General features: G+C 58.9%; 24 protein-coding genes. 14 read left to right on the forward strand and 10 right to left on the reverse strand.

From position 1 onward, the window contains the following. Window positions 1-452: 452 nt before the first annotated feature. The 3 genes from ACM110_RS25605 to ACM110_RS25615 form a co-directional block, all read right to left on the reverse strand. Window positions 453-2,111 (reverse strand): cation acetate symporter, encoded by a 1,659-nt coding sequence (locus tag ACM110_RS25605; RefSeq protein ID WP_416129945.1) that lies wholly within the window; start codon window positions 2,109-2,111, stop codon window positions 453-455. Beyond that, window positions 2,108-2,419: a DUF485 domain-containing protein gene (locus tag ACM110_RS25610; RefSeq protein WP_150702757.1), complete on the reverse strand. Its 312-nt coding sequence runs from the start codon at window positions 2,417-2,419 to the stop codon at window positions 2,108-2,110. The genes ACM110_RS25605 and ACM110_RS25610 overlap by 4 nt, the downstream gene beginning before the upstream one ends. A gap of 268 nt (window positions 2,420-2,687) precedes the next feature. After that, a complete protein-coding gene (locus tag ACM110_RS25615; protein WP_416129946.1) occupies window positions 2,688-3,539 on the reverse strand; it encodes a glycine betaine ABC transporter substrate-binding protein in 852 nt (283 codons plus the stop codon). A gap of 288 nt (window positions 3,540-3,827) precedes the next feature. Between ACM110_RS25615 and ACM110_RS25620 the strand changes: the two genes are divergently transcribed. After that, window positions 3,828-5,417 (forward strand): beta (1-6) glucans synthase, encoded by a 1,590-nt coding sequence (locus tag ACM110_RS25620; RefSeq protein ID WP_416129947.1) that lies wholly within the window; start codon window positions 3,828-3,830, stop codon window positions 5,415-5,417. Between the two features lie 33 nt (window positions 5,418-5,450). Here the strand turns inward: ACM110_RS25620 and ACM110_RS25625 are convergent, their stop codons facing one another. Beyond that, window positions 5,451-6,506 (reverse strand): RHS repeat-associated core domain-containing protein, encoded by a 1,056-nt coding sequence (locus tag ACM110_RS25625; RefSeq protein ID WP_416129948.1) that lies wholly within the window; start codon window positions 6,504-6,506, stop codon window positions 5,451-5,453. A 220-nt stretch (window positions 6,507-6,726) separates the two neighbouring features. Then, entirely contained in the window at window positions 6,727-7,095 is a 369-nt protein-coding gene (locus tag ACM110_RS25630; protein WP_416129949.1) for a hypothetical protein, read from the reverse strand. 222 nt (window positions 7,096-7,317) lie between these two features. On the opposite strand from ACM110_RS25630, the gene ACM110_RS25635 reads away from it, so the two are divergent. After that, window positions 7,318-8,616, forward strand: a complete 1,299-nt coding sequence (locus tag ACM110_RS25635; RefSeq protein WP_416129950.1) for a serine/threonine protein kinase — start codon at window positions 7,318-7,320, stop codon at window positions 8,614-8,616. Then, entirely contained in the window at window positions 8,609-9,397 is a 789-nt protein-coding gene (locus tag ACM110_RS25640) for a VacJ family lipoprotein (protein WP_338582330.1), read from the forward strand. Before ACM110_RS25635 ends, ACM110_RS25640 begins: the two co-directional genes overlap by 8 nt. A gap of 126 nt (window positions 9,398-9,523) precedes the next feature. On the opposite strand, the gene ACM110_RS25645 is transcribed toward ACM110_RS25640, so the two are convergent. Next, window positions 9,524-10,438, reverse strand: a complete 915-nt coding sequence (locus tag ACM110_RS25645) for a DUF808 domain-containing protein (RefSeq protein ID WP_416129951.1) — start codon at window positions 10,436-10,438, stop codon at window positions 9,524-9,526. Between the two features lie 134 nt (window positions 10,439-10,572). Here ACM110_RS25645 and ACM110_RS25650 point away from each other — a divergent pair, with 134 nt between their 5' ends. Then, complete coding sequence (locus tag ACM110_RS25650; RefSeq protein WP_416129952.1) at window positions 10,573-11,178, forward strand: TetR/AcrR family transcriptional regulator; 606 nt, start codon at window positions 10,573-10,575, stop codon at window positions 11,176-11,178. Window positions 11,179-11,275: 97 nt separating this feature from the next. On the opposite strand, the gene ACM110_RS25655 is transcribed toward ACM110_RS25650, so the two are convergent. Together ACM110_RS25655 and ACM110_RS25660 are read right to left on the reverse strand one after the other, a co-directional pair. Continuing rightward, on the reverse strand, window positions 11,276-11,734 hold the full coding sequence (locus ACM110_RS25655; RefSeq protein WP_416129953.1) for an REP-associated tyrosine transposase: 459 nt from the start codon (window positions 11,732-11,734) through the stop codon (window positions 11,276-11,278). 208 nt (window positions 11,735-11,942) lie between these two features. Further along, entirely contained in the window at window positions 11,943-12,383 is a 441-nt protein-coding gene (locus tag ACM110_RS25660) for a GlcG/HbpS family heme-binding protein (RefSeq protein ID WP_416129954.1), read from the reverse strand. A gap of 268 nt (window positions 12,384-12,651) precedes the next feature. Here ACM110_RS25660 and gcl point away from each other — a divergent pair, with 268 nt between their 5' ends. From gcl to ACM110_RS25700, 8 genes are all read left to right on the forward strand, one after another. Next, window positions 12,652-14,427 (forward strand): glyoxylate carboligase, encoded by a 1,776-nt coding sequence (gene gcl / locus ACM110_RS25665; RefSeq protein ID WP_338582335.1) that lies wholly within the window; start codon window positions 12,652-12,654, stop codon window positions 14,425-14,427. A gap of 144 nt (window positions 14,428-14,571) precedes the next feature. Continuing rightward, window positions 14,572-15,354 (forward strand): hydroxypyruvate isomerase, encoded by a 783-nt coding sequence (gene hyi / locus ACM110_RS25670; protein WP_007971414.1) that lies wholly within the window; start codon window positions 14,572-14,574, stop codon window positions 15,352-15,354. A gap of 123 nt (window positions 15,355-15,477) precedes the next feature. Beyond that, window positions 15,478-16,371, forward strand: coding sequence for a 2-hydroxy-3-oxopropionate reductase (locus ACM110_RS25675; protein WP_416129955.1), 894 nt, complete (start codon window positions 15,478-15,480; stop codon window positions 16,369-16,371). Between the two features lie 175 nt (window positions 16,372-16,546). Continuing rightward, window positions 16,547-17,827, forward strand: coding sequence for a glycerate kinase type-2 family protein (locus ACM110_RS25680; RefSeq protein ID WP_416129956.1), 1,281 nt, complete (start codon window positions 16,547-16,549; stop codon window positions 17,825-17,827). Continuing rightward, window positions 17,817-19,232, forward strand: a complete 1,416-nt coding sequence (pyk, locus tag ACM110_RS25685; protein ID WP_416129957.1) for a pyruvate kinase — start codon at window positions 17,817-17,819, stop codon at window positions 19,230-19,232. Before ACM110_RS25680 ends, pyk begins: the two co-directional genes overlap by 11 nt. Before the next feature lie 130 nt (window positions 19,233-19,362). Next, a complete protein-coding gene (locus tag ACM110_RS25690) occupies window positions 19,363-20,277 on the forward strand; it encodes an urea transporter (RefSeq protein ID WP_416129958.1) in 915 nt (304 codons plus the stop codon). Between the two features lie 21 nt (window positions 20,278-20,298). Next, complete coding sequence (locus tag ACM110_RS25695; protein WP_416129959.1) at window positions 20,299-21,123, forward strand: ion transporter; 825 nt, start codon at window positions 20,299-20,301, stop codon at window positions 21,121-21,123. A gap of 179 nt (window positions 21,124-21,302) precedes the next feature. Beyond that, window positions 21,303-22,301, forward strand: a complete 999-nt coding sequence (locus tag ACM110_RS25700; protein ID WP_416129960.1) for a sulfate ABC transporter substrate-binding protein — start codon at window positions 21,303-21,305, stop codon at window positions 22,299-22,301. A gap of 155 nt (window positions 22,302-22,456) precedes the next feature. Here the strand turns inward: ACM110_RS25700 and ACM110_RS25705 are convergent, their stop codons facing one another. Both ACM110_RS25705 and ACM110_RS25710 read right to left on the reverse strand, forming a co-directional pair. Continuing rightward, window positions 22,457-22,900: a hypothetical protein gene (locus ACM110_RS25705; RefSeq protein WP_416129961.1), complete on the reverse strand. Its 444-nt coding sequence runs from the start codon at window positions 22,898-22,900 to the stop codon at window positions 22,457-22,459. Between the two features lie 107 nt (window positions 22,901-23,007). Beyond that, a complete protein-coding gene (locus ACM110_RS25710) occupies window positions 23,008-23,637 on the reverse strand; it encodes a hypothetical protein (RefSeq protein WP_416129962.1) in 630 nt (209 codons plus the stop codon). Window positions 23,638-23,872: 235 nt separating this feature from the next. Between ACM110_RS25710 and ACM110_RS25715 the strand changes: the two genes are divergently transcribed. Both ACM110_RS25715 and ACM110_RS25720 read left to right on the forward strand, forming a co-directional pair. Continuing rightward, window positions 23,873-25,078: an MFS transporter gene (locus ACM110_RS25715; protein ID WP_416129963.1), complete on the forward strand. Its 1,206-nt coding sequence runs from the start codon at window positions 23,873-23,875 to the stop codon at window positions 25,076-25,078. Between the two features lie 56 nt (window positions 25,079-25,134). Then, window positions 25,135-26,022 carry a LysR family transcriptional regulator gene (locus ACM110_RS25720; RefSeq protein ID WP_416129964.1) on the forward strand — a complete coding sequence of 296 codons (888 nt, stop codon included), beginning with the start codon at window positions 25,135-25,137 and terminating at the stop codon, window positions 26,020-26,022. Window positions 26,023-26,111: the final 89 nt, after the last annotated feature.

Below are 26,111 nucleotides of genomic sequence, written 5' to 3' on the forward strand. Positions count from 1 at the left end.
GGCCATCCATGGCCGGGGGCGGCTAACCCGGCATCCTTGCCGGGTTGCCCACTGCGCAGAACCTCCACTCGGCCTCTCGAGGGGGCGAATACCGCCACGGCACCGCGAGGCGGCCTACCGGCCGGCCTGGCTCTTGAGGCATGCGCGTTTCTCTGTAGGAGCTGTCGAGTGCAACGAGGCTGCGATCTTTTGATCTGATGCATACGCGGAATCAGCTCGACTGTCAGACCGCCATCGCCAGCAGGCTGGCTCCCACAAGGTGCGGATACATCTGTCAGAGACTGGTTGGCTGTCAGGCCGCCATCGTCGGAACGCCGCCCAGAGTAGAATCTCTCCTACAAAATCGGGTGCATCCAACAAATTCAGGTCGATAACCGCCCAATAAAAAATGCCCCGATCTTCCGACCGGGGCATTTCTGTTCAACACAAATTACACAGACAAACTCAAAGCCTTAGTGCGATACCGCCCCACTCGCCCCAAGACCGGTCTGCGAGCGAACGAATTGCGGGAAGAACAGCGCCCGCTCATTGTCCGCAGCAGTCGACTTGTCAGTGATCGAGAAGAACCAGATACCGACAAACGCAATGATCATCGAGAACAGCGCCGGGTACTCGTACGGGAAGATAGCCTTCTCGTGATGCAGGATCTGCACCCAGATGGTCGGGCCAAGGATCATCAAGCCAACAGCGCTGATCAAGCCCATCCAGCCGCCGATCATCGCACCGCGGGTGGTCAGCTTTTTCCAGTACATGGAAAGCAGCAGGACCGGGAAGTTGCAGCTCGCCGCGATGGAGAACGCCAGGCCCACCATGAACGCGATGTTCTGGCTTTCGAACAGAATACCCAGCCCGATCGCCAATACCGCCAGAGCGATGGTGGTGATTTTCGAGACGCGAATCTCATCCTTCTCGTTGGCCTTGCCTTTCTTGATCACGCTGGCGTACAGGTCGTGAGACACCGCCGATGCACCGGCCAGGGTCAGACCGGCAACCACTGCCAGGATGGTCGCGAACGCTACCGCCGAGATGAAGCCCAGGAAAATGCTGCCACCGACCGCGTTGGCCAGGTGCACCGCCGCCATGTTGTTGCCGCCCAACAGCGCGCCAGCCGCATCTTTGAAGGCAGGATTGGTGCTAACCAGCAGAATCGCGCCGAAGCCGATGATGAAGGTCAGGATGTAGAAGTAACCGATGAAGCCAGTTGCGTACAGCACGCTCTTGCGAGCTTCTTTCGCGTCACTCACGGTGAAGAAGCGCATCAGGATGTGTGGCAGGCCAGCGGTACCGAACATCAGCGCCAGACCAAGGGAGAATGCCGAGATCGGATCTTTCACCAGGCCGCCCGGGCTCATGATCGCTTCACCTTTAGGGTGAACCTTGATCGCCTCGGAGAACAGCATGTTGAAGTCGAAGTTGACGTGTTTCATCACCATCAGCGCCATGAAGGAGGCACCGGACAGCAGCAGGACTGCCTTGATGATCTGCACCCAGGTGGTCGCCAGCATGCCGCCGAACAACACGTACATGCACATCAGGATACCGACCAGGATCACCGCAACGTGGTAGTCCAGACCGAACAGCAACTGGATCAGCTTGCCTGCACCGACCATTTGCGCGATCAGGTAGAACGCCACCACCACCAGCGAACCGCAAGCGGACAGCGAGCGAATCTGGGTTTGCCCGAGGCGATAGGACGCCACGTCGGCAAAGGTGTATTTACCCAGGTTACGCAGACGCTCGGCGATCAGGAACAGAATGATCGGCCAGCCCACCAGAAAGCCGATCGAGTAGATCAGGCCATCGTAGCCGGAGGTGAACACCAGCGCGGAAATACCCAGGAAGGAAGCTGCCGACATGTAGTCACCGGCAATCGCCAGACCGTTCTGGAAACCGGTGATCTTGCCGCCAGCGGCGTAGTAGTCGGAAGCCGAGTTGTTTTTCTTGGATGCCCAGTAGGTGATGTACAACGTCGCACCGACAAACGCCACGAACATCAGGATCGCGGCGACGTTCAGCGGTTGTTTCTGCACGGCGCCGGTCAGGGCGTCAGCCGCCCAGGCTCCAGGTGCGAAGGCTGCAATGCTCAATAGAGCCATTAGACGCCGGATCATTGCTGAGCCTCCTTGAGAATCGCATTGTTCAGGTCGTCGAATTCGCCATTGGCGCGTCGTACGTAAATGCCGGTCAGGATGAAGGCCGAAAGGATCAGCCCGACACCGATCGGTATGCCCCAGGTAATCGATGACTCAGGGCTGAGTTTCGCCCCCAGCACATGCGGCCCGTAAGCAATCAAAAGGATGAATCCGGAGTAAAGCCCTAGCATGATCGCCGAAAGAATCCAGGCGAATCGTTCCCTCTTGCTAACCAGCTCCTTGAAGCGCGGGCTGTTTTGAATCGAGAGGTAAATGCTGTCGTTCATTGTTTTTATCCTCGCAGCACAGATTTAGTTGGAACGGTATCCACTCTATGCGGCTGCGGGGCAGGTTCCAGACGACCTTAGTCTTAGAACCACATGACGTTTTCGCCAATTATCAGCAGGAAACAATTTCCCGGCGATCAATATGACTGAAGGAGCTGCCGAAGGCTGCGATCTTTTGATTCTCGCTTTAAAAGCAAAATCAAAAGATCGCAGCCTTCGGCAACTCCTACAGGGTTAATCGACCAAGATATGTAGGCCTGATTTCAGATTACTTGGTCCAGGCAGCCACACGCTCAGGGTGTTTCGCTACCCAATCCTTCGCCGCTGCTTCAGGCTTGGCGCCATCCTGGATCGCCAGCATGACCTGGCCGATTTCATCCTTGGATTCCCACTGGAAGTTCTTCAGGAACTTGGCCACTTCCGGTGCTTTGGCCTCCAGGCCTTTGCTGCCGATGTTGTTCACGGTTTCAGCCGCGCCGTACACGCCTTTCGGGTCTTCGAGGAAGCGCAGTTTCCACTTGGCGAACATCCAGTGCGGCACCCAACCGGTCACGGCAATGGATTCGTTTTTCTTCTCGGCACGGGTCAGCTCGGCAATCATGCCGGCGCCGGAACTGGCCTTGAGTTGATAGCCGGTCAGGTCGTAGTCCTTGATCGCCTGATCGGTCTTGAGCATTACGCCTGAACCGGCGTCGATGCCGACGATGCGATTCTTGAAGGTGTCGTCGGTCTTCAGGTCCTCGATGGACTTGGCCTTGACGTACTCCGGCACGATCAGGCCGATTTTCGCATCCTTGAAGTTCGGGCCGTAATCGACGACCTGATCCTTGTTCTTCGTCCAGTACTCGCCATGAGTCACTGGCAGCCAGGCCGACAGCATCGCGTCGAGTTTGCCGGTAGCCACGCCTTGCCACATGATCCCGGTCGCGACGGCCTGCAGCTTCACGTCATAACCGAGTTTCTGCCTGATCACTTCGGCAGCGACGTTGGTCGTGGCGACGCTGTCCGACCAGCCGTCAACATAACCGATAGTCACTTCTTTGCCTGCGGCGCTGGCCACGGTAGAACTGATCGCCAGCACCAAAGCGGCACCTGCGCCCAAGAGTCGTCGCATCTTCATCGTTACTTCCCCGAAAGTGCTGCGCTCGACGGATGCCGAGTCGCTTAAACGTATTGTTATGGTGCACAGCGCCCCCATCACGCCTTACCGCAAATTCGTTAGAACATCAGCGGAGTACTGACACTTCCGATAATCAACCTGACGCCATCAACGACCTTCTCTGCCAGCGACCTCAAAACATCGAGAAACGACATCACAACGCCATTAATCTCGATCACCGCTGTCGCTCCGGTCAATCCGCCCGAACTTTGCATGTCAAAATTATGCGGGCCACCAAGCACCCGACAAATGCAGGTAACATGCGCCGCTTTGCTCCCAGACGGCCTGACCATGTCCGCGACATCCCGCTTTCCTTTTTTTGCTTATCTATTCGCCTGCCTGCTGGGGCTCTTCGCCCTCTGCGGCTTCTGGTACGGCATTGGTAAACCGGTGATTCTGCCGGATGTCGCCAGCGCGACGCACAAGCTGCAATGCGCGTCCTACACGCCGTTCGACAAGGACCAATCGCCGTTCGACGTGCCGTTCAATCTGCGCCCCGAGCGCATGGACGCAGACCTCGCGCTGCTGTCGAAAAGTTTCGAATGCATCCGCACCTACTCCATGACCGGCCTCGAAGCCCTGCCCGATCTGGCGCGCAAGCACGGCTTGAAGTTGATGATCGGCGCCTGGGTCAACAGCAACCCGGTGGACACCGAAAAAGAAGTCGACCTGCTGATTGCCTCGGCCAACACGAACGCCGATGTAGTGACCGCCGTGATCGTCGGCAACGAAACCCTGCTGCGCAAGGAAGTCACCGGCGCGCAACTGGCGAGACTGATCAACAAGGTCAAGAGCCAGGTCAAACAACCTGTCACTTACGCCGACGTCTGGGAGTTCTGGCTCAAGCATCCGGAAATCGCACCGGCCGTGGACTTCCTGACCATCCACCTGCTGCCGTACTGGGAAGACGATCCGTCGAACATCGATGCCGCACTGCAACATGTGGCCGAAGTGCGCCAGGTGTTCGGCAACAAGTTCGCGCCCAAGGACGTGATGATTGGCGAAACCGGTTGGCCGAGCGAAGGCCGTCAGCGCGAAACTGCCCTGCCGAGCCGCGTCAACGAAGCCAAGTTCATTCGCGGTTTTGTCACCATGGCCGAGCAACAAGGCTGGCACTACAACCTGATCGAGGCGTTTGACCAACCATGGAAACGCGCCAGCGAAGGTGCTGTGGGTGGTTACTGGGGGCTGTTTGACGCTGATCGTCAGGACAAAGGCGTGCTGGCGGGTCCGGTGTCGAACGTGCCGTATTGGTCGCAGTGGCTGGTGGTGGGCGGGCTGATTTTCCTTGGCACGCTTGTCCTTGGCGGTCGCGTTCGCAGCACACGCGCAGCGCTGGTTCTACCGTTGTTTGCCGCATTGGCTGCATGCTCCCTCGGCATTTGGGGCGATCTCGCCCGCGTCACCACGCGCTTCACCAGTGAATGGTTGTGGGTTGCGTTGCTGACCGCCTTGAATCTTTTGGCGCTGGTGCACGCCGCACTGACGCTGAGCCCCCGCACAGGATGGCGCGGGCAGGCGTTCAACGCGCTGGAACGTCGGGCAGGCTGGCTGGTGGCGGTGGTCGGATTTGCTGCTGCGGTGAGCATGCTGGAACTGGTGTTCGACCCGCGCTATCGCAGCTTCCCGAGCGTGGCGTTCATCGTGCCAGCGCTGGTGTATCTGTGCCGCCCGGTGAGCGTACCGCGTCGGGAGATTGCGTTGTTGACCTTCATCATCGGAGCTGGCATTGCGCCGCAGTTGTTTCGTGAAGGATTGCAGAACCAGCAGGCTTGGGGTTGGGCGTTGGTGAGTGGGTTGATGGTGGCTGCATGCTGGCGGTGTTTGCGGGTTCGCTAGGGCCAAAACCGATAATGGACTATTCGGAGGAAATCAGTTTGTCCTTCGGATAGCTTGTGCAAGTTGATTATTACGCATGAGATCAGCCATCCCGAAGCCCGTGGCTTGCTGCCATGCTTGAACCGCCGCATCCATTTGAACTCGCTCAAGTTGTAGCGCGCGATCATCCGCGATAACCCTTTTCAGACTTGCATCGGCCAAAGCCGAGTTCTCAAGTAATTGGTTGAAATCTTGAGCTGGAGCATTCTCCAGGTATCGGGGACCAATAAAATCTTCAACCGCTGCTTTCTGGACAGCGGCGTAGCTCCTGGTAGCAGTAAAGGGCGGGGCATCCGTCAGATGGCTTTTGATTCTGTTGTATTTATCGATGCTCGCAAGCCGTTCGACATTAGTGGTCCTAACTAGCTCATCAGCCTTGGCTGCTCGATAAGACGGACGCAGGTTATTAACAGCATCGACTGCTTTACCCGCCAAGCTGCGTACAGTCGAATCCACAACACTGTAGGCGCGTTGCACTAACACCCGAGGAGTTAACCCGGTGAAAAGTACAACAGCAAAATGATGCCCCGTCGGATCCACCCGATTAACCGGATCTCCCGCACAGTACGCATACGCATTCACCCCACCCTTCCCAAACGGACTCAAATTGTCTGGGCTGTTGAATCGCATCAATACCGGATTGAAGGCCCGATACCCATTCCCCAGCAAATAATGCCCAGTCACCGGATCTCGCCGTTGACCATTGAAACCCAAGAGACTGATCAAGCCACCTTCGGGAAAGCGATGACCATAAGGGGAATAAACAGTTTGCTGATGGCGGCCGGCGGAAACCAAATGCAGAACGGAACGCTGTAGATCGGTCGCCAGCAATGCACAGTCAAACTTCCCGGCGTGACTTTGTTGCTGCGCCAGAATCTGCGCTTCGTGCTCAAACACCGAATGCCGGCCCTGCCCTTGTATCTCTGTGGTCAAACGGTCTTTCCGATAGAAGCGCTGAACACTGTCCTGATTCAGCGGCGAACAACCGGCAATCCGATCCTGCGGATCGTAGTAATAGCGGCACAGCAATGTGTCTCGCTGAAGGGTCATGGTCTTGCTCCGATTCATATCCAGAGGGATGGATTGCTAGATTCGGAGCATTTGGATCGGCCGTCTACTATCAGAAGTGATAGTTCGACAATGAAAATCCAGTGCGACTTCAGGCCTCATCGCGAGCAGGCTCACTCCCACATTAGTTCTTCAGTGAACACAAAATTCGTGAGCCACAAAAAACAACTGTAGGAGCGAGCCTGCTCGCGATAGCTATCTATCAGGCACTACGAGGCGCCCTGACCAACCGCAACCCGGCAATCACCACCGCAAACACCGCCAGCGTCGTGTTGTACAACGCCAATGCCGGGAACCCGAGCACCAGCGCCAACACCGCCAGCCACCACCCTGCACGGCCCGGCACAACGAAGCCAATGATGGCAGCGGCCAGCGCGCCATAACCCAGAATATTGAAGTGAATCATCAGCCCCAGGTTCGAACGAACCTGGCATTCCCAGCGGCTCGCCTCATCCACACAAATGCCGACCCACTGCGCATCCTCCATGAAGCCATAACGCGCGCCGTAACTGGCGGCCAGCCACAGGGGCAACAAAACAAGCAGCAGAATCACGGGCAGACGGCGGGACATGAAGCACTCCAATTGACGAAAACGGCGGCCAGCTTAATCGCCCGACAGCCTTACGCAAGCGATAACAACTGTTAACTGGTCATTCAATCGCTGCAAAGTGTATCGTCCAGCTACTATTACTTCGAATTAAGCCTGTTTGGTGCCGATGCGTGGCACTTTGGCGCAAATTCAGTGGTCACAGCCAGCGAACTTCATTCGGCACCTTTTCTAAGGGATCTAGTCATGCTCCGTTCCTTGCGCTTCGCCGCCCTGTTTGGCGGCCTTATATTGAGTGCGTCCGCACTGGCGGTCGACATCGACGCCGCCAGTTATGGCTACCCCTTGACCAACCCGTTCGAGGCGACCATCGCCACGACACCACCGGACCTGCGTCCTGATTTGCCGCTGGACGATGACATCAATCAGTCCGACCGCACCCTGACCTTGCGCCCGGAACGGGCCTTCGAACTGCCGGACAACTTCTGGGCGGTGAAGAAACTCACCTATCGCATCGCCACGCAGGATAAACCCGCGCCGCTGATCTTCCTGATCGCCGGCACCGGCGCGCGCTATGACAGCAGCCTTAACGAGTACCTGAAGAAGCTCTACTACCAGGCTGGTTATCACGTGGTGCAACTGTCGTCGCCCACCAGTTTCGACTTCATGAGCGCCGCATCACGCTTCGCCACGCCGGGCATTTCCAAGGACGACGCCGAGGACATGTACCGGGTGATGCAATCGGTACGTGCGCAAAACCCCACGCTGCCTGTCACCGATTACTACCTGACGGGCTACAGCCTGGGTGCGCTGGATGCCGCATTCGTCGCGCACCTGGATGAAACCCGCCGCAGCTTCAACTTCAAGAAAGTCCTGCTGCTCAACCCGCCGGTCAACCTCTACACCTCGATCACCAACCTCGACAAACTGGTACAAACCGAGGTCAAGGGCATCAACAACACCACCACGTTCTATGAACTGGTGCTGAACAAACTGACCCGCTACTTCCAGCAGAAGGGCTACATCGATCTCAACGATGCGCTGCTGTATGACTTCCAGCAGTCCAAGCAGCACCTGACCAACGAACAGATGGCGATGCTGATTGGCACCTCGTTCCGTTTTTCGGCGGCCGACATTGCCTTCACCTCGGACCTGATCAACCGTCGCGGCCTGATCACTCCGCCTAAAACGCCCATCACGGAAGGCACCAGCCTCACGCCATACCTCAAGCGTGCGCTGCAGTGCGATTTCGATTGCTACATCACCGAGCAAGTGATTCCGATGTGGCGTGCCCGCACCGACGGCGGCAGCCTGCTTCAACTGATCGACCAGGTGAGTTTGTATGCACTGAAAGACTACCTGCACGACAGCCCGAAAATCGCCGTCATGCACAACGCCGACGACGTGATCCTCGGCCCGGGCGACCTCGGTTTCCTGCGCAAGACCTTCGGCGATCGCCTGACCGTTTACCCGTTGGGCGGTCACTGCGGCAACATCAACTATCGCGTCAACAGCGACGCCATGCTGGAGTTCTTCCGTGGCTAAATATCTCCTGCTTCTCGCCGCGTTACTCTGTGCAAGCGCTGCCAATGCCGACAACAGCAAGGCCAACGCCCCGGTGGTTGTCGACAGTGACGGCTTCAAGGAGCCACTGAGCAAGCTCAAGTTCAACCCGGGACTGGACCAGCGCGAGTTCGAGCGCTCGACACTCAGCGCGCTGAACGTCTACGACCCGCTGGAAGAGTGGAATCGCCGTGTTTACCACTTCAACTACCGGTTCGACCAATGGGTGTTCCTGCCGGTAGTCGATGGCTATCGCTACATCACGCCGAGCTTTCTGCGCACCGGCGTCAGCAACTTCTTCAACAACCTTGGCGACGTGCCAAACCTGCTGAACAGCCTGTTGCAGTTCAAGGGCCAGCGTTCGATGGAGACCACGGCGCGACTGCTGCTCAACACCACGATCGGCATCGCCGGCCTGTGGGACCCGGCCACCGCCATGGGCCTGCCGCGCCAGAGCGAAGACTTCGGCCAGACCCTGGGTTTCTATGGCGTACCGGGTGGCGCCTACTTCGTGCTGCCGATCCTCGGCCCTTCGAACCTGCGTGATACCGGCGGATTGGTGGTCGACTTCAGCGCCGAGTCGGCGATCAACTTCCTCAATGTTGCCGAAGTCAGTTCCAACCATCCGGAAGTGTGGGTTCTGCGCGGCATCGACAGGCGCTACCAGACCAGTTTCCGCTACGGCCAGATGAACTCGCCGTTCGAGTACGAGAAGGTGCGTTACGTGTACACCGAGGCGCGCAAGTTGCAGATTGCCGAGTAATTTCGGCTACACAAAAACCTGTAGGAGTGAGCCTGCTCGCGATGGCGGTGTATCAGTCAGCATCAACGTTGACTGATACACCGCCATCGCGAGCAGGCTCACTCCTACATTTTTAATGTGCTGACTTCAGCCTTTCAGCGCTTTCCAGATTTTGCTGACAGCCATGACCCCAACCAACACCACCGCCCCCGCCACAATGCCCGCGATGCCATTGAGCAACACCGGCACGATAAACCCGGCACCACCCGCCGCTGCGCTGACACTTTCGATCCAGTGATGCACTACCGGCACACCGTGAGTCAGGATGCCGCCACCGACCAGAAACATCGCCGCCGTGCCGATCACCGACAGGCTTTTCATCATGTAGGGAGCTGCGCGCAGAATTCCACTGCCGATGCTTTTGGCCATCTGGCCGGGCTTTTGTGTCAACCACAGGCCCAGATCATCGAGCTTGACGATGCCCGCGACCAACCCGTAAACGCCGACAGTCATAACGATGGCGATACCCGAGAGCACGACGACTTGCTGGGTCAGCGCCGATTCGGCCACGACGCCGAGGGTGATTGCGATAATTTCCGCCGAGAGGATGAAGTCGGTGCGGATCGCGCCCTTGATCTTGTCCTTCTCGTACGCCACCAGATCCACCGCCGGGTCTGCCACGGCCTCGACCAGTTCAGCATGCTCGGCCTGATCTTCAGCCTTGCTGTGCAGGAACTTGTGGGCGAGTTTCTCGAACCCTTCAAAACACAGGTAGGCACCGCCGACCATCAACAACGGCGTGACCAGCCACGGAATGAACGCGCTGATGGCCAATGCCGACGGCACCAGGATCAGTTTATTGATGAACGAACCCTTGGCCACCGCCCAGACCACGGGAATTTCCCGTTCGGCACGCACGCCGCTGACCTGCTGGGCATTGAGCGCCAGATCGTCGCCCAGTACACCGGCGGTCTTCTTGGCGGCCATTTTGGTCATCAACGCCACATCGTCCAGCACCGCAGCAATGTCGTCGATCAGCAACAGCAAACTGCTTCCTGCCATGAATCGGGTTTCCTTCTAGAGTGAATGCGGTGCAGCATAGCGTGGCCGAGCGCCGCACGGAGCATTCTTGAGCGCCGCCAAAGGCCGGTGCTACCATGCGCAACCGCCAGAACAGGCAAGGAACCCCCTGGTTTATGAGCACCATCCGCGAGCGCAACAAACAACTGATCCTGCGTGCCGCCAGTGAAGAATTTGCCGACAAGGGCTTCGCTGCGACCAAAACCAGCGATATCGCAGCCAAGGCGGGATTGCCCAAGCCCAACGTCTACTACTACTTCAGATCCAAGGAAAACCTCTACCGCGAGGTCCTGGAAAGCATCATCGAGCCGATCCTGCAGGCCTCGACCCCGTTCAATCCCGACGGCGTGCCGAGCGAAGTCCTGAGTGGCTACATCCGCTCGAAAATCCGTATCTCCCGTGACTTGCCGTTTGCCTCCAAGGTATTCGCCAGCGAAATCATGCACGGCGCCCCGCACCTGAGCGCCGACCTGGTCGAACAACTCAACGGCCAGGCCAAGCACAACATCGACTGCATCCAGACCTGGATCGACCGCGGCCAGATCGCCCCGATCGACCCCAACCACCTGATGTTCAGCATCTGGGCCGCCACCCAGACCTACGCCGACTTCGACTGGCAAATCACCGCCATCACCGGCAAGGCCAAGCTGGATGAAGAGGATTATGAAGCGGCGGCTCAGACGATAATCCGGTTGGTGTTGAAGGGGTGTGAGCCGGACTGATAGACCGCAGTGCTACCCATCGCGAGCAGGCTCACTCCTACATTTGGAATGCATTCCCCTGTAGGAGTGAGCCTGCTCGCGATGAGGGCAACTCGGTTCAAACCCACACTGCATCCCACAGCGGATAGTCACCAAGCTTTTTCACCAGCCCAGCCCGCAACGGATTGGCCACGACATACCGCGCCAACTTCACCAAATCCTCTTCCCGCCGCAATGCCCGGTCATGAAAACCTCTCTGCCAGAGACTGGTAGTTCGACCAGTAGACTGCTTTACAGCTTTGGTACTCATCGACTTGGTTTTTTGCATCAGCTCACTCAAAGATCCCTTCTGCAACTCAATCAGCCAATGAAAGTGATCTGGCATGACTACCCAGGCCAACGAATTGGCTAAGCCTAGATTCTGTGCATTTCGAAATTGATCAACAACCAACCGACCCAAGGTGAAATTCTCGAACACCGGGGTCCTGTGAAATGTGTTGGTGGTTAACAGATAAATTTGACTGGCTTCGGCATAGCGCCCGATGCGCAATCGATTTGCGGCAGGTAAATCCGGCATTCCTTTGCCTCCCATGATTAGGTCATGAGAAGACTAGCCCTGTGGATTCAAGTAGGTGGACGAACTATTGGCTGAATGTGTCTGGTAGATAGCTATCGCGAGCAGGCTCACTCCTACAGAGGTTCAGGCATCCAGACAATTTTGTGTCTGACCACAAACCCTGTAGGAGTGAGCCTGCTCGCGATGGCATTTGTTCAGGCGCCGAAGATCAAGCCACAACCCCCGCATCCGCCGTCAACCCCAACGCCTCGATCGCTGTAATGGCGCACTGTTCATCAACGTCCGACAGATCCCCGCTGATCCCCACCGCCCCCAGCACATTCCCGCCCTGATCGCGGATCAACACGCCACCCGGTGCCGGCACGACGCTGCCCTGCCCCAGGCTATTCAATGCGGCAATGAAGGCCGGACGTTGTTGGGCGTCCAGTGCCAGCAGGCGCGATCCTTTGCCCAGGGCGATGGCGCCCCAGGCTTTGCCGATGGCGACCTGCGGGCGCAGCAGGCTGGCGCCGTCTTCGCGTTGCAGGGTGATCAGATGCCCACCGGCATCCAGCACTGCGATGGTCAGGGGCGCTGCGGAGATTGCACGCCCTGCAGTGATGGCCTCGTTGACCAGGTTGACTGCGACTTTCAAGGTTAAAGCGCTCATGGTGCCGTCCTCATTTTGTTTTTCGGAAAGTCGTTGGGCTGCGCGCTTGCGCCGCAGCTCGATGCAACAAATAGAACACAATGAATTATTTTTTTGTATACAATAATTCTCGAAAAGCGCCACATGCGACGAAAAGCCACAGTATATTGGGCTTCCGACGAATGAAACGACCGCTTGAGAAAATGGATTGACCTGCGCCGTCCGCCGTGAATACACTCTGCGCAAAGCCACTTGTATACAATTACAAAACGTAAAGAGGCACAAAACCATGAGCAAAATGAGAGCAATCGAAGCCGCCGTTCTGGTGATGCGCCGTGAAGGGGTTGATACCGCTTTTGGCATCCCGGGTGCAGCCATCAACCCGCTGTACAACGCCCTGCAAAAAGTCGGCGGCATCGATCACGTACTCGCTCGCCACGTTGAAGGCGCCTCGCACATGGCCGAGGGCTACACCCGCACCAAGGCCGGCAACATCGGCGTGTGCATCGGGACTTCCGGCCCTGCCGGTACCGACATGGTCACCGGGCTCTACAGCGCCTCGGCCGACTCGATTCCAATCCTCTGCATTACCGGCCAGGCACCCCGCGCCCGTATGCACAAGGAAGACTTCCAGGCTGTCGACATCACCAGCATCGTCAAGCCAGTCACCAAGTGGGCGACCACTGTTCTTGAACCGGGCCAGGTGCCTTACGCGTTCCAGAAAGCTTTCTTTGAAATGCGCTCCGGCCGTCCAGGCCCGGTGCTGATCGACCTGCCGTTCGACGTACAGATGGCCGAGATCGAATTCGACATCGACGCTTACCAGCCACTGCCGTTGGCCAAGCCGACCGCTAGCCGCATTCAAGTCGAAAAGGCTCTGGCCTTGCTCGATCAGGCTGAACGTCCATTGCTGGTGGCCGGTGGTGGCATCATCAATGCCGACGCCAGCGATCTTCTGGTCGAGTTCGCCGAGCTGACCGGTATTCCGGTTATCCCGACCCTGATGGGCTGGGGCACCATCCCTGACGATCACCCGCTGATGGTCGGCATGGTGGGCTTGCAGACGTCACACCGCTACGGCAACGCGACCATGCTCAAATCCGACGTGGTGCTGGGTATCGGTAACCGTTGGGCCAACCGTCACACAGGTTCGGTCGATGTGTACACCGAAGGCCGCAAGTTCATTCACGTCGACATCGAAGGCACTCAGATTGGCCGCGTGTTCACCCCGGACCTGGGCATCGTGTCCGACGCCGCTGCCGCGCTGACCGTGTTCATCGAAGTCGCTCGCGAATGGCAAGCCGCCGGCAAACTGAAAAACCGCAGCGCCTGGTTGCAAGACTGCCAACAGCGCAAAGCCAGCCTGCAACGCAAGACCCACTTCGACAACGTTCCGGTCAAGCCGCAACGCGTTTACGAAGAAATGAACCAGGTGTTCGGCAAAGACACTTGCTACGTCAGCACCATCGGTCTGTCGCAGATTGCCGGCGCGCAGTTCCTGCACGTCTACAAGCCGCGTCACTGGATCAACTGCGGTCAGGCTGGCCCGTTGGGCTGGACCATTCCGGCAGCGCTGGGCGTGGTCAAGGCTGATCCGAACCGTAAAGTCGTGGCCCTGTCGGGGGACTATGACTTCCAGTTCATGATCGAAGAATTGGCAGTGGGCGCGCAGTTCAAGCTGCCGTACATTCATGTGGTGGTAAACAACTCGTACCTGGGCTTGATCCGTCAGGCGCAGCGCGGTTTCGACATGGACTACTGCGTGCAGCTGTCCTTCGATAACCTCAACGCTCCGGAACTCAACGGTTACGGTGTCGACCACGTCGCGGTTGCCGAAGGCCTCGGTTGCAAGGCACTGCGTGTGTTCGAACCGGCTCAGATCCAGCCTGCCCTGCGCAAGGCCCAGGAGCTGATCGAAGAGTTCAAGGTGCCGGTGATCGTCGAGATCATCCTGGAGCGCGTGACCAACATTTCCATGGGTACCGAGATCAACGCCGTCAACGAATTCGAAGACCTGGCGCTGGTCGGCAACGACGCACCGACTGCGATTTCGTTGCTCGACTGATTCGCTATGGCCTGATGCCCCTGTAGGAGCTGCCGCAGGCTGCGATCTTTTGATCTTTGGTTTTGAAGATCAAGATCAAAAGATCGCAGCCTTCGGCAGCTCCTACACAGGGCCATCATCATTAATTTGCAACGGGAGACCACCATGCCGCGTTTCGCAGCCAACCTGTCCATGCTGTTCACCGAACAGGACTTCCTCGCCCGTTTCGAAGCGGCCGCCAAGGCCGGCTTCAGTGGTGTCGAATACCTGTTCCCGTACGACTTCAGCTCCGCCGAAATCAAGGCCAAGCTCGACGCCAACGGTCTGACCCAAGTGCTGTTCAACCTGCCGGCCGGTGACTGGGCCAAGGGTGAGCGCGGCATCGCCTGCCTGCCGGATCGCGTTGAAGAGTTCCGTGCCGGTGTCGATCTGGCCATCGCTTACGCGCAAGTGCTGGGCAACACCCAGGTCAACTGCCTGGCCGGTATTCGTCCGCAGGGTTTTGACGACGCTACCGTGGAAAAAACCTTCGTCGCCAACCTCAAGTACGCAGCCGACAAGCTGCAAGCGGCGGGCATCAAACTGGTGATGGAAGCGATCAACACCCGTGACATTCCAGGCTTCTACCTGAACAACACGGCGCAAGCCCTGTCGATTCGCGAGCAGGTCGGCAGCGCCAACCTGTTCCTGCAATACGACATCTATCACATGCAAATCATGGAAGGCGATCTGGCCCGCACCCTGCAATCGCACCTGGGCGAGATCAACCATGTACAGCTCGCGGACAACCCGGGGCGCAACGAACCAGGCACCGGTGAAATCAACTACCGCTTCCTGTTCGAACACCTGGACCGCATCGGTTACCAGGGTTGGGTCGGTTGCGAATACAAGCCGTTGACCACCACCGAAGCAGGCCTGGGCTGGTTGAAGACCCATAACGCGATTTAACACGTAATCCTGTAGGAGCTGCCGAAGGCTGCGATCTTTTGATCTTGATCTTCAAAAGCAACATCAAAAGATCGCAGCCTTCGGCAGCTCCTACAGGGAACACAAAAACAAGAGGATTTTCTCATGGCTAAAATCGGATTTATCGGCACCGGCATCATGGGCCACCCAATGGCGTTGAACCTGCAGAAAGCCGGTCACAGCCTGTTCCTGTCGGCGCATCACGACGCTGCCCCTGCCGATCTGGTCGCCGCCGGCGCCATCGCACTGGCGAACCCGAAAGAAGTCGCCCAGGAAGCCGAATTCATCATCGTCATGGTCCCGGATACCCCGCAGGTCGATGACGTGCTGTTCCGCGCCGACGGTATTGCTGCTGGCGTGGGCAAAGGCAAAGTCGTGATCGACATGAGCTCGATCTCGCCAACCGCGACCAAGGCCTTCGCCGCCAAGATCAACGAAAAAGGCGCCCAGTATCTCGACGCGCCAGTGTCCGGCGGTGAAGTCGGCGCCAAGGCTGCGACCCTGAGCATCATGGTCGGCGGCGATGCCGATGCCTTCGAACGCGCACTGCCGCTGTTCCAGGCCATGGGCAAGAACATCACCCTGGTCGGTGGCAACGGCGACGGTCAAACCGCGAAAGTGGCCAACCAGATCATCGTGGCGCTGAACATCCAGGCCGTGGCCGAAGCCCTGCTGTTCGCTTCGAAAAATGGTGCCGATCCAGCCAAGGTGCGTGAAGCGCTGATGGGCGGTTTCGCTTCGTCGAAGATCCTCGAAGTCCACGGCGAGCGCATGATCAAAGGCACCTTCGATCCAGGCTTCCGCATCAGCCTGCACCAGAAGGACCTGAACCTGGCCCTGCAAGGCGCCAAGGAGCTGAACATCAACCTGCCGAACACCGCCAACGCCCAGCAAGTGTTCAGCACCTGCGCGGCCATCGGTGGCAGCAACTGGGACCACTCGGCGCTGATCAAGGGCCTGGAACACATGGCGAATTTCTCGATTCGCGATAAGAACTAAGCCCTGCCTGAACCTGCCCCGTTCCCTGTGGGAGCGGGCTTGCCCGCGATGAAATCACCTTGGTCTGTCTGTGAGACCACGGTGTCTGTATCGCTGGCAAGCCAGCTCCCACAAGGTCCGAGTCGAGACACCTGTTTTTGCCCTACTCCAATAACAAGAATTCCGGGAGCCCGCCATGTCGGTCGATCCGCAACAATTCCTGCGCGAGCTGTTCGCCACAGCCATCGACGCGGCCCATCCTCAGCAAGTCCTCGAAGCCCATTTGCCCAAAGATCGCAGCGGTCGGGTGATCGTCATTGGCGCCGGTAAAGCCGCAGCCGCCATGGCCCAGGTGGTCGAGCGCTGCTGGCAGGGTGAAGTGTCCGGTCTGGTGGTGACGCGTTACGGTCACGGCGCCCCGTGCGAAAAAATCGAAGTGGTCGAAGCCGCGCATCCGGTGCCTGACGCTGCAGGTCTTGCCGTCGCCAAGCGCGTATTCGAGTTGGTCAGCGACCTGAGCGAAGAAGACCGCGTGATCTTCCTGCTGTCTGGCGGTGGCTCTGCCCTGCTCGCACTGCCGGCGGTCGGCATCACCCTGGCCGACAAGCAATCCATCAACAAAGCCCTGCTGAAATCCGGCGCCACCATCGGCGAGATGAATTGCGTGCGCAAACACCTCTCGGCGATCAAGGGCGGACGTCTGGGCAAAGCCTGCTGGCCTGCCACTGTTTATACCTATGCGATTTCCGATGTGCCGGGCGACCTCGCCACGGTCATCGCCTCCGGCCCCACCGTGGCCGACCCGAGCACCTCGGCCGAAGCGCTGGCGATCCTCAAGCGCTACAACATTGAAGTGCCGGCCTCGGTGCGCACCTGGCTGCAAAGCCCGGAATCGGAAACGGTCAAACCCGGCGATCCGAGCCTGGCCCGCAGCCATTTCCAATTGATCGCCCGCCCACAACAATCGCTGGAAGCGGCGGCGGTGAAATGCCGTCAGGCCGGTTTCAGTCCCTTGATTCTCGGCGATCTGGAAGGCGAATCCCGCGAAGTGGCCAAGGTTCACGCTGGCATCGCCCGTCAGGTAGTGCTGCACGGCCAGCCGCTGGCAGCACCGTGCGTGATTCTTTCTGGCGGTGAAACCACCGTCACCGTACGTGGCAATGGCCGTGGCGGACGCAATGCCGAGTTCCTGCTCAGCCTGACCGAGAGCCTCAAGGGCTTGCCCGGCGTCTATGCGCTGGCAGGTGATACCGATGGCATCGACGGTTCCGAAGACAACGCCGGCGCCATCATGACCCCGGACAGCTACGCCCGCGCCGCCGCCCTCGGCCTGAGCGCCAGCGACGAGTTGGACAACAACAATGGCTATGGCTATTTCGAGGCGCTCGACGCACTGATCGTCACCGAGCCGACCCGCACCAACGTCAACGACTTCCGCGCCATTCTGATCCTTGAGAGCACTAAACATGACGCCTGATAAAAAGGTCAAAATCCTCGCCACGCTCGGTCCGGCCATCGACGGAATCGACGACATCCGTGAGCTGGTGCTGGCCGGGGTCAACATCTTCCGCCTGAACTTCAGCCACGGCGATCACGCCGATCACGCCCTGCGCTATCAGTGGATTCGTGAAGTCGAGCGTCAGCTGAATTATCCGTTGGGCATCCTGATGGACCTGCAAGGCCCGAAACTGCGGGTCGGCAAGTTCGCCGAAGGCAAGGTGCAACTGGTGCGCGGTCAGGCCTTGCGCCTGGACCTCGATACCACGCCGGGCGATGAGCGCCGGGTCAACCTGCCACATCCGGAAATCATCGCTGCGCTGGAGCCGGGCATGGACCTGCTGCTGGACGACGGCAAGCTGCGCCTGCGAGTGGTCACCAAGTACGCCGACGCCATCGACACCACCGTGCTCAACGGCGGCGAACTGTCCGACCGCAAAGGCGTGAACGTGCCGCAAGCGGTGCTCGACCTCAGCCCGCTGACCGCCAAGGATCGCCGCGATTTGAGCTTCGGTCTGGAACTGGGTGTGGACTGGGTGGCGCTGTCGTTCGTGCAGCGCCCGGCCGACATTCGCGAAGCCCGGACCCTGATCGGCGACAAGGCTTTCCTGATGGCGAAAATCGAGAAGCCATCGGCCGTTGAGCAACTGCGGGAAATCGCCGAGCTGAGCGACGCAATCATGGTCGCTCGCGGCGACCTGGGCGTGGAAGTGCCGGCCGAAAGCGTGCCGCAGATTCAGAAGAACATCATCAGCACCTGCCGCGAACTCGGCAAACCGGTTGTGGTGGCGACGCAGATGCTGGAGTCCATGCGCTTCTCACCGGCCCCAACCCGCGCCGAGGTAACCGATGTGGCCAACGCCGTGGCCGAAGGTGCGGACGCGGTGATGCTGTCGGCGGAAACCGCGTCCGGCGAATACCCACTGGAAGCCGTGCAGATGATGAGCAAGATCATCCGCCAGGTGGAAAACGGCCCGGACTATCAGGCGCAACTGGACGTCAGCCGACCGAAAGCCGAGGCGACGGTTTCCGACGCCATCAGCTGCGCGATCCGCCGGATCAGCAACGTGCTGCCGGTGGCGGTGTTGGTGAACTACAGCGAGTCGGGCACATCGAGTCTGCGCGCGGCGCGGGAGCGGCCAACGGTGCCAATCCTGAATCTGACGCCGAACCTGCAAACCGCTCGTCGCCTGACCGTGGCGTGGGGCGTGCACTCGGTGGTCAACGATCGGCTGCGCCAGGTCGATGAAGTGTGCTCCACCGCGCTCGAAATCGCTCAGGCGCAAGGCATGGCGCAGCGCGGCGATACATTGTTGATCACAGCGGGTGTGCCGTTTGGGCAGCCGGGGTCGACTAACTCCTTGCGTATCGAGACGTTGATCTAGAGCGCCCACCGGCCTCATCGTCGGAACGCCGCCCGCAGCCGGCTGGCTCCCACAGGAACAGCGTATTTCTGTGGGAGCCAGCCTGCTGGCGATACAGGCGATTCGGTTTCACTGACCTTTCAGAACTGCCATGCCTGCCAACCACTTCAACACCCACTGCCCCGACTGGGCCGAAGCTTTGCTCAACGGCTTCAGTCAAATATTCCTCCAGCGTAATCCGCTGTGCGGTTTGCTGATTCTTTCGGCCATCCTGTTCACCGCGCCCGCCTTGCTTGGCGGTGCACTGCTCGGCGGTGTCGCCGGGTTGCTCACCGCGCAACGCCGCAACTACGCCAAGGCTGATCGCCAGGCCGGGTTGTTCAGCTACAACGGTGTATTGCTCGGCCTGCTGCTGAGCCTGTATTTCCCCTGGTCGGCGATGATGCCACCACTGATTCTGGCCGCTGGTGGCCTGAGCGCGATGATCACTCAACAGTGGCTCAAGCGCGTGCGGGTCAGCCAATACCTGCCTGCCTACACCACGTCTTTCGTCGTGCTGAGCTGGTTGCTGCTGTGCTTCGCCACGCCGTCGACCGAGGCACACTTGATCGAAGTCAGCACGCTGAACATGCTCGCCGCCCCCCTCAAAGGCATCGGTCAGGTAATGTTCCTCGGCCATCCATTGGCCGGCGCGATGATTGCCGCCGGATTGCTGATCGCCGATCGCCGTGCCTTCTGCTGGGCGTTGTTGGCGTCTGTCGGGGGCATGGGCTGGAGCATGCTGCATCATGACTTCTACACCGCACTGCTTGGCCTCGGCGGCTATAACGCGGTACTCGCCGCCCTCGCCTTCAGTGCTCAGCGTCGCCAACCGTGGCTGCCGCTGTTTGGCATCGGCCTGGCGCTGGTGCTGACGCCGATGTTCGCCACCATCGGTCTGCCCACGCTGACCGCGCCGTTCATCCTCGCCGGCTGGCTGATAAGCACGTCCGTTCAAATGCTTCGCAAAACCGCTGTCACCCATACGCCTTGCACTCTGGAGGAGAATCAACCTAGGCTGCGCTGATCATTGAGTCAGGCGTTATCCATGGACAGCAGCAAAAACTGGCGTGAAGACCTTTACGTCATGATTTTCCAGAGCGACACCAAGGCCGGCAGGCGTTTCGACGGCATTTTGCTGTTGATCATCCTCGCCAGCATTGTGATCGTGATGCTCGACAGCATCGACAGCATTCACAAGAACTACGCCGATGTACTCGCCTACATCGAGTGGGGTTTCACGGTCATCTTCCTCGGCGAGTACATCCTGCGCCTGTACTGCTCACCCAAGCCCCTGCGCTACGCCTTCAGTTTTTATGGACTGGTGGATCTGCTGGCGATAGTGCCCGGCATCCTCGCGCTGTATTACGCCGATGCGCAGTACCTGCTGATTATCCGGATCATTCGGATGCTGCGGATTTTCCGCGTGCTCAAGCTCAGTCCGTACCTCAAGCAAGCCAACTATTTGATGTCGGCGCTGCGTGGCAGCAAGCAGAAGATCGTGGTGTTTCTGGTCAGCGTCTGCACGTTGGTGACGGTGTTCGGCACGCTGATGTATGTGATCGAAGGCCCGGAACATGGCTTCACCAGCATTCCCAAAGGCATCTATTGGGCTATCGTGACGCTGACCACCGTGGGCTTCGGCGACATCGTGCCGAAGACGCCGCTGGGCCAGGTGATTTCGTCGCTGGTGATGATCACTGGTTACTCAATCATCGCCGTGCCCACCGGGATTTTCACCGCAGAGCTGGCCAACGCCATGCGCGGCGAACAGCTCCAACACGACTGCCCCGTGTGCCGGAAAAACAGCCATGAACACGGCGCCGCGTTTTGCTCCCGTTGCGGCAATGCCCTGTTCAAAAAGCTGGAATAAGCAAAGTTCTTTTTAATCTTTAAACGACTATGCGAGCCCGGCTATAGTCGCTGGCTGGAATAATCGACAACTAACCCGTAGGAGCTGCCGCAGGCTGCGATATTTTGATCTTGCTTTTGAAGATCAAGATCAAAAGTTCGCAGCCTGCGGCAGCTCCTACATAGAACAAGGAATTCGCAGTGAAAAAAATCTTTGGCGCCTCACTTCTGGCCGCTGGCCTTGCATTGACCAGCGTGGCTCAGGCCGCACCGACCCTACTCAACGTTTCCTACGACGTGATGCGCGATTTCTACAAGGACTACAACACTGCGTTCCAGAAGCACTGGCAAGCCGAGCACAACGAAAACATCACCCTGCAGATGTCCTTCGGCGGCTCCAGCAAACAGGCACGTTCGGTCATCGACGGCCTGCCGGCTGACGTCATCACCATGAACATGGCCACCGACATCAACGCCCTCGCCGACAACGGCAAACTGGTCCCTGACAACTGGGTCACGCGCCTGCCGAACAACAGCGCGCCGTTCACTTCGGCCACGGTGTTCATCGTCCGTAAAGGCAACCCGAAAGCCCTGAAAGACTGGCCGGACCTGCTCAAGGATGGCGTGCAAGTCATCGTGCCGAACCCGAAAACTTCGGGCAACGGTCGCTACACCTACCTCTCGGCCTGGGGTTACGTGCTGAAAAACGGTGGCGACGAGAACAAGGCAAAAGACTTCGTCGGCAAGCTGTTCAAGCAAGCACCGGTACTCGACACCGGTGGCCGTGCAGCCACCACCACGTTCATGACCAACCAGATCGGCGACGTGCTGGTGACCTTTGAAAACGAAGCGGAAATGATCGCCCGTGAATTTGGCCGCGACCAGTTCGAAGTCATCTACCCAAGCGTCTCCGCCGAAGCCGAGCCACCGGTTTCCGTGGTCGACAAAACCGTCGACAAGAAAGGCACCCGCGCCGCCGCCGAGGAATACCTGAAGTACCTGTGGTCGCCGGAAGGCCAGGAAATCGCTGCCGCCAACTACCTGCGCCCGCGTGACCCGGCCGTGCTGGCCAAGTACACCGACCGCTTCCCGAAAGTGGACTTCCTGTCGGTCGAGAAAACCTTCGGTGACTGGCGTACCGTGCAGAAAACCCACTTCAATGATGGCGGCGTTTTCGATCAGATCTACAGCGGTCAGTGATGACCGGGCGGTAACGAAAAAGGCGACCTGAAGGGGTCGCCTTTTTTTGTGGGTTTGCGATCTACCCGTAGGAGCTGCCGCAGGCTGCGATCTTTTGACTTTGCTTTTAAGAAGCAAGATCAAAAGATCGCAGCCTGCGGCAGCTCCTACAGTGTTCAGCTCAGGTTACCGCAGAAAATATTCTGGTTCCCGTCAGCCGGGCTTTCCTTCACTACCAAGGCATAGCCGCCCGCTCGAAGCGTTTCCACGGCGACCGGCGCGCTCTTCCAGAAATACTGGTGCGACGCCGCTGAATAGAACCGCGCATTCGGACCGTCATTCATGTCGTAGGCCGGTTTCGCACCCAGGCTCGCACAGCTTCCCGGATAGATATAGGCCTGCAAACGGCCAGGTAAAGCGCTGCCCATGCTCTCGCCGCTGACTGCGAACCAGAACACCGTTGCATTACCGTCGGACATCATGATGGGCCGGGCGATGTTCCCGGCATTGATGGAAGTAGCGTTCAGGGGAACGTTGGTGACCTGACGATCAGGCACCGTCGAGCACCCAGAGATCGACCCAACCGCTACCACCAACGCCAGCGAAGATACGATTTTCATCGTGAAACTCCCGCTATGTAAGGACGCGTTGAAGTGATCCCCCTGTTGATTCTAGTTGTCGGGGCAAAGTCGGCATTTCTTCGGATGGTCGGTCAGGTCTGCCGGGATTACATCGGCGGCGTCACACCATCCTTGCCCGCCGAAATCGACTGCGCCGTCAGCGTGCCGTCGGCGCTCTGGGTCACGAACGTCACGATTTTCACGCCCACCTTGAGCAGGCTGCGATCGCCCGGCATCAGGTTGACGATCGGTACATCCTCTGGCACCAGGATTTTCTGTTGCCCGCCCTTGTAGTTGACGGTCAGCACCCGGCCGTTACTGACCACCAGATCGCCAACGCTGCCGTTGGTCATGCTGCTGCCCTTGGCCAGATCAAAGGGCCGATGTCCGTCGCCGCTGCCAGCCAGTTCCGGTGGAAAGACGTGGACTTCCAGCGCCTTCAGGCTGCCATCCTCCTGTGGAATGGCTGCCGAGCCGATGTAGCTGCCAGGCTTGATGTCTTCGATATTGGCCAGGGTGACGGCGCGGACCTTGGTGTCCTTGGTCAGGTTGATCACCACGTTTTCGCCGCTGTTGGCGTGGACTTTCAGCGCGTCGGGGCTGACGCCGGTGATTTCGCCGCGTACGCCGATGCGCATGCCGGGTGCATCCTCAGCCTGGGCCATGCCTGCCGCGAACAAGCTGATCAATGTCATAACCGAAACGCCGTGCAGCAGATGACGGAACATCGCATTCATGGGAGTGCCTTCCTGTGATGAAACGTGGGAAGAGAACATAAGCACGCTATCGAACAAGATGTAAGTGAATGTATCATCGGACCCCGATATTCTGACGCAACGATCATCGGCGCACGGCACGCACGTTCGTCACTCATTCCGCAATGGAATGACTGCTATCACTCCAATCTCTCTTCCGCCGTTCCGGTCAGGCGATTAGCCTGCGCGCATTCCCTTCTGTACAGCGAGACACGTTATGAACCCAGCGACTCAGGTGCCCCACGGCACCGCGACAATGACCCGAGGCATGGTGCTGCTGTTCGCCTTCTGCTGCGGCGCCATTGTGGCCAACATCTACTACGCGCAACCGATCATCGGTCTGATCGCGCCGGACATCGGCCTGACCAACACCATGGCCAGCCTGATCGTTTCGCTGACCCAGATCGGCTATGCGCTGGGCCTATTTTTCCTGGTGCCGTTGGGCGATCTGCTGGAAAACCGTCGGTTGATGATCATCACCACGCTGGTGGCGATTGCCAGCCTGCTGGGCGCGGCGTTCACCGATCAGCCGAACGTGTTCTTGCTGATTTCACTGTTGGTGGGCTTCAGTTCCGTCTCGGTGCAAATCCTGATTCCACTGGCCGCACACCTGGCGCCGGAAGAGTCTCGCGGTCGCGTAGTCGGCGGGATCATGGGCGGTTTGTTGCTGGGGATTCTGCTGGCACGGCCGGTGTCCAGCGTGGTTGCCGACCATTTCGGCTGGCGCGCCATGTTTGTGATTGCTGCAGTGTTGATGGCTGCAATCAGCATCGTCCTGGCGGTGACCATCCCCAAGCGCCAGCCTGATCACAGTGCGTCCTACGGCCAATTGCTCGGTTCGTTGTGGACGCTGCTGCGCAAGCAGCCGGTGCTGCGTCAGCGGGCGTTTTATCAAGGTTGCATGTTCGCCACGTTCAGCCTGTTCTGGACCGCGGTGCCACTGGAGCTGGCGCGCAATCATGGCTTGTCGCAAACCCAGATCGCGATCTTCGCCCTGGTCGGGGCCATCGGCGCCATCGCCGCGCCCATCGCCGGTCGTCTGGCCGATGCCGGTCACACCCGCATCGCGTCATTGCTGGCGCTGCTGTTCGCCAGCCTGAGCTTTTTGCCTGCGTTCGTCCATCCGGTCTACAGCGTCATCGGTCTTGCCGTGACCGGTGTGGTCCTCGATTTCTGCGTGCAGATGAACATGGTCCTCGGCCAACGCGCGGTCTACGCCCTCGACGCCAAAAGCCGTAGCCGCTTGAATGCCCTGTACATGACCAGCATCTTCATCGGTGGCGCGTTCGGTTCTTCGGTGGCGAGTGCGGTGTATGAGCACGGCGGCTGGCTGTGGATCGTGATTGTTGGCAGTGCGTTTCCGCTATTGGCGTTGTTGCGGTTCTTGAGTGTTTCGCAGAAGGCTTCGCTGGCGACGGCTTAGTTTCAAAAGCTTCGCGAGGAGGCTCGCTCCTACAGTGATTTCTATAAGGACCATCGATGGACCGCCTCGGCGCAATGGAAACCTTCGTCTACGTGGTGGAAACCGGTTCGTTCTCCGCAGCGGCCCGGCGCCTGAATATCGGTCAGCCCGCCGTGTCGAAAACCATCGCGCAACTCGAATCGCGGCTGGCGGTGCGGCTACTGTTGCGTTCGACTCGTGGCCTGACGCCCACCGAGGCCGGGCTGGCGTTTTTCGAGCGGGCCAAGCGCGCCATCGAAGAAGCCGATGAGGCCGACAACGCGGCGCGTGGTGCCGCCAGCGGGTTGAGCGGAAACCTGCGGATCTGCGCCGCCGTAACCTTCGGCCGAATGCATATCGTGCCGCATCTGGGGCCATTCCTTGAGCAGAACCCGGAGCTGAACATCGACCTGATGCTCGATGATCGCAACGTCAATCTGGTGGAAGAAGGCGTGGACGTCGCCCTGCGCATGGGCGCCCTGAGCGACTCCGGCCTCACCGCCCGCAAGATCGCCGAATGCCGGCGCGTGGTACTGGGCACGCCCGCGTACTTCGAAAAATACGGCGAACCCACCAGCCCCGCCGATCTGGGCGAGCATCAGGCAATCGTCTACACCCTCAGCGGCGGTGCCAACTGGCTGTTCAAGCAGGCTGATGAAGAACAACCCGTGATCATCAACGGCCGCATCCGCGTCAGCGCCGCCGAAGGTCTGCGTGCAGCCGTGCTGTCCCACCAAGGGTTGACCGTGGCATCCGAATGGATGTTCGCGCCGGAACTGGCCAGTGGCGCGGTCCGGGAAGTCATGAGCGAATGGACCCTGCCGAATCAGGACCTGTGGGCCGTGTTCCCCACCGGCAGAATGGCCAGCGCCAAGGCGCGGGCATTTGTGGAGTATGTGCGGGGGTTGTTGCTGAAAGAGGTTTGACAGAGCGTTAAGGGAAAATCAAAAGATCGCAGGCTACGCCAGCTCGTACATTTACCGCGTATGCAGGCAAATCTTCGACATACACGATC

Origin of the sequence: Pseudomonas sp. NFX98 (assembly GCF_047784845.1) — a bacterium.
Classification (GTDB): Bacteria; Pseudomonadota; Gammaproteobacteria; order Pseudomonadales; family Pseudomonadaceae; genus Aquipseudomonas.

Coding starts and splice junctions, on each gene's coding strand:
- ACM110_RS25625 (WP_416129948.1), bottom strand. CDS start 6,506: ATGACCCTTCAGCGAGACACATTGCTGTGCCGCTATTACTACGATCCG.
- ACM110_RS25690 (WP_416129958.1), top strand. CDS start 19,363: ATGCCTGCCAACCACTTCAACACCCACTGCCCCGACTGGGCCGAAGCT.
- ACM110_RS25650 (WP_416129952.1), top strand. CDS start 10,573: ATGAGCACCATCCGCGAGCGCAACAAACAACTGATCCTGCGTGCCGCC.
- ACM110_RS25720 (WP_416129964.1), top strand. CDS start 25,135: ATGGACCGCCTCGGCGCAATGGAAACCTTCGTCTACGTGGTGGAAACC.
- ACM110_RS25610 (WP_150702757.1), bottom strand. CDS start 2,419: ATGAACGACAGCATTTACCTCTCGATTCAAAACAGCCCGCGCTTCAAG.
- ACM110_RS25635 (WP_416129950.1), top strand. CDS start 7,318: ATGCTCCGTTCCTTGCGCTTCGCCGCCCTGTTTGGCGGCCTTATATTG.
- ACM110_RS25710 (WP_416129962.1), bottom strand. CDS start 23,637: ATGAATGCGATGTTCCGTCATCTGCTGCACGGCGTTTCGGTTATGACA.
- ACM110_RS25705 (WP_416129961.1), bottom strand. CDS start 22,900: ATGAAAATCGTATCTTCGCTGGCGTTGGTGGTAGCGGTTGGGTCGATC.
- pyk (WP_416129957.1), top strand. CDS start 17,817: ATGACGCCTGATAAAAAGGTCAAAATCCTCGCCACGCTCGGTCCGGCC.
- ACM110_RS25675 (WP_416129955.1), top strand. CDS start 15,478: ATGGCTAAAATCGGATTTATCGGCACCGGCATCATGGGCCACCCAATG.
- ACM110_RS25655 (WP_416129953.1), bottom strand. CDS start 11,734: ATGCCGGATTTACCTGCCGCAAATCGATTGCGCATCGGGCGCTATGCC.
- hyi (WP_007971414.1), top strand. CDS start 14,572: ATGCCGCGTTTCGCAGCCAACCTGTCCATGCTGTTCACCGAACAGGAC.
- ACM110_RS25695 (WP_416129959.1), top strand. CDS start 20,299: ATGGACAGCAGCAAAAACTGGCGTGAAGACCTTTACGTCATGATTTTC.
- ACM110_RS25615 (WP_416129946.1), bottom strand. CDS start 3,539: ATGAAGATGCGACGACTCTTGGGCGCAGGTGCCGCTTTGGTGCTGGCG.
- gcl (WP_338582335.1), top strand. CDS start 12,652: ATGAGCAAAATGAGAGCAATCGAAGCCGCCGTTCTGGTGATGCGCCGT.
- ACM110_RS25630 (WP_416129949.1), bottom strand. CDS start 7,095: ATGTCCCGCCGTCTGCCCGTGATTCTGCTGCTTGTTTTGTTGCCCCTG.
- ACM110_RS25620 (WP_416129947.1), top strand. CDS start 3,828: ATGCAGGTAACATGCGCCGCTTTGCTCCCAGACGGCCTGACCATGTCC.
- ACM110_RS25605 (WP_416129945.1), bottom strand. CDS start 2,111: ATGATCCGGCGTCTAATGGCTCTATTGAGCATTGCAGCCTTCGCACCT.
- ACM110_RS25645 (WP_416129951.1), bottom strand. CDS start 10,438: ATGGCAGGAAGCAGTTTGCTGTTGCTGATCGACGACATTGCTGCGGTG.
- ACM110_RS25680 (WP_416129956.1), top strand. CDS start 16,547: ATGTCGGTCGATCCGCAACAATTCCTGCGCGAGCTGTTCGCCACAGCC.
- ACM110_RS25715 (WP_416129963.1), top strand. CDS start 23,873: ATGAACCCAGCGACTCAGGTGCCCCACGGCACCGCGACAATGACCCGA.
- ACM110_RS25660 (WP_416129954.1), bottom strand. CDS start 12,383: ATGAGCGCTTTAACCTTGAAAGTCGCAGTCAACCTGGTCAACGAGGCC.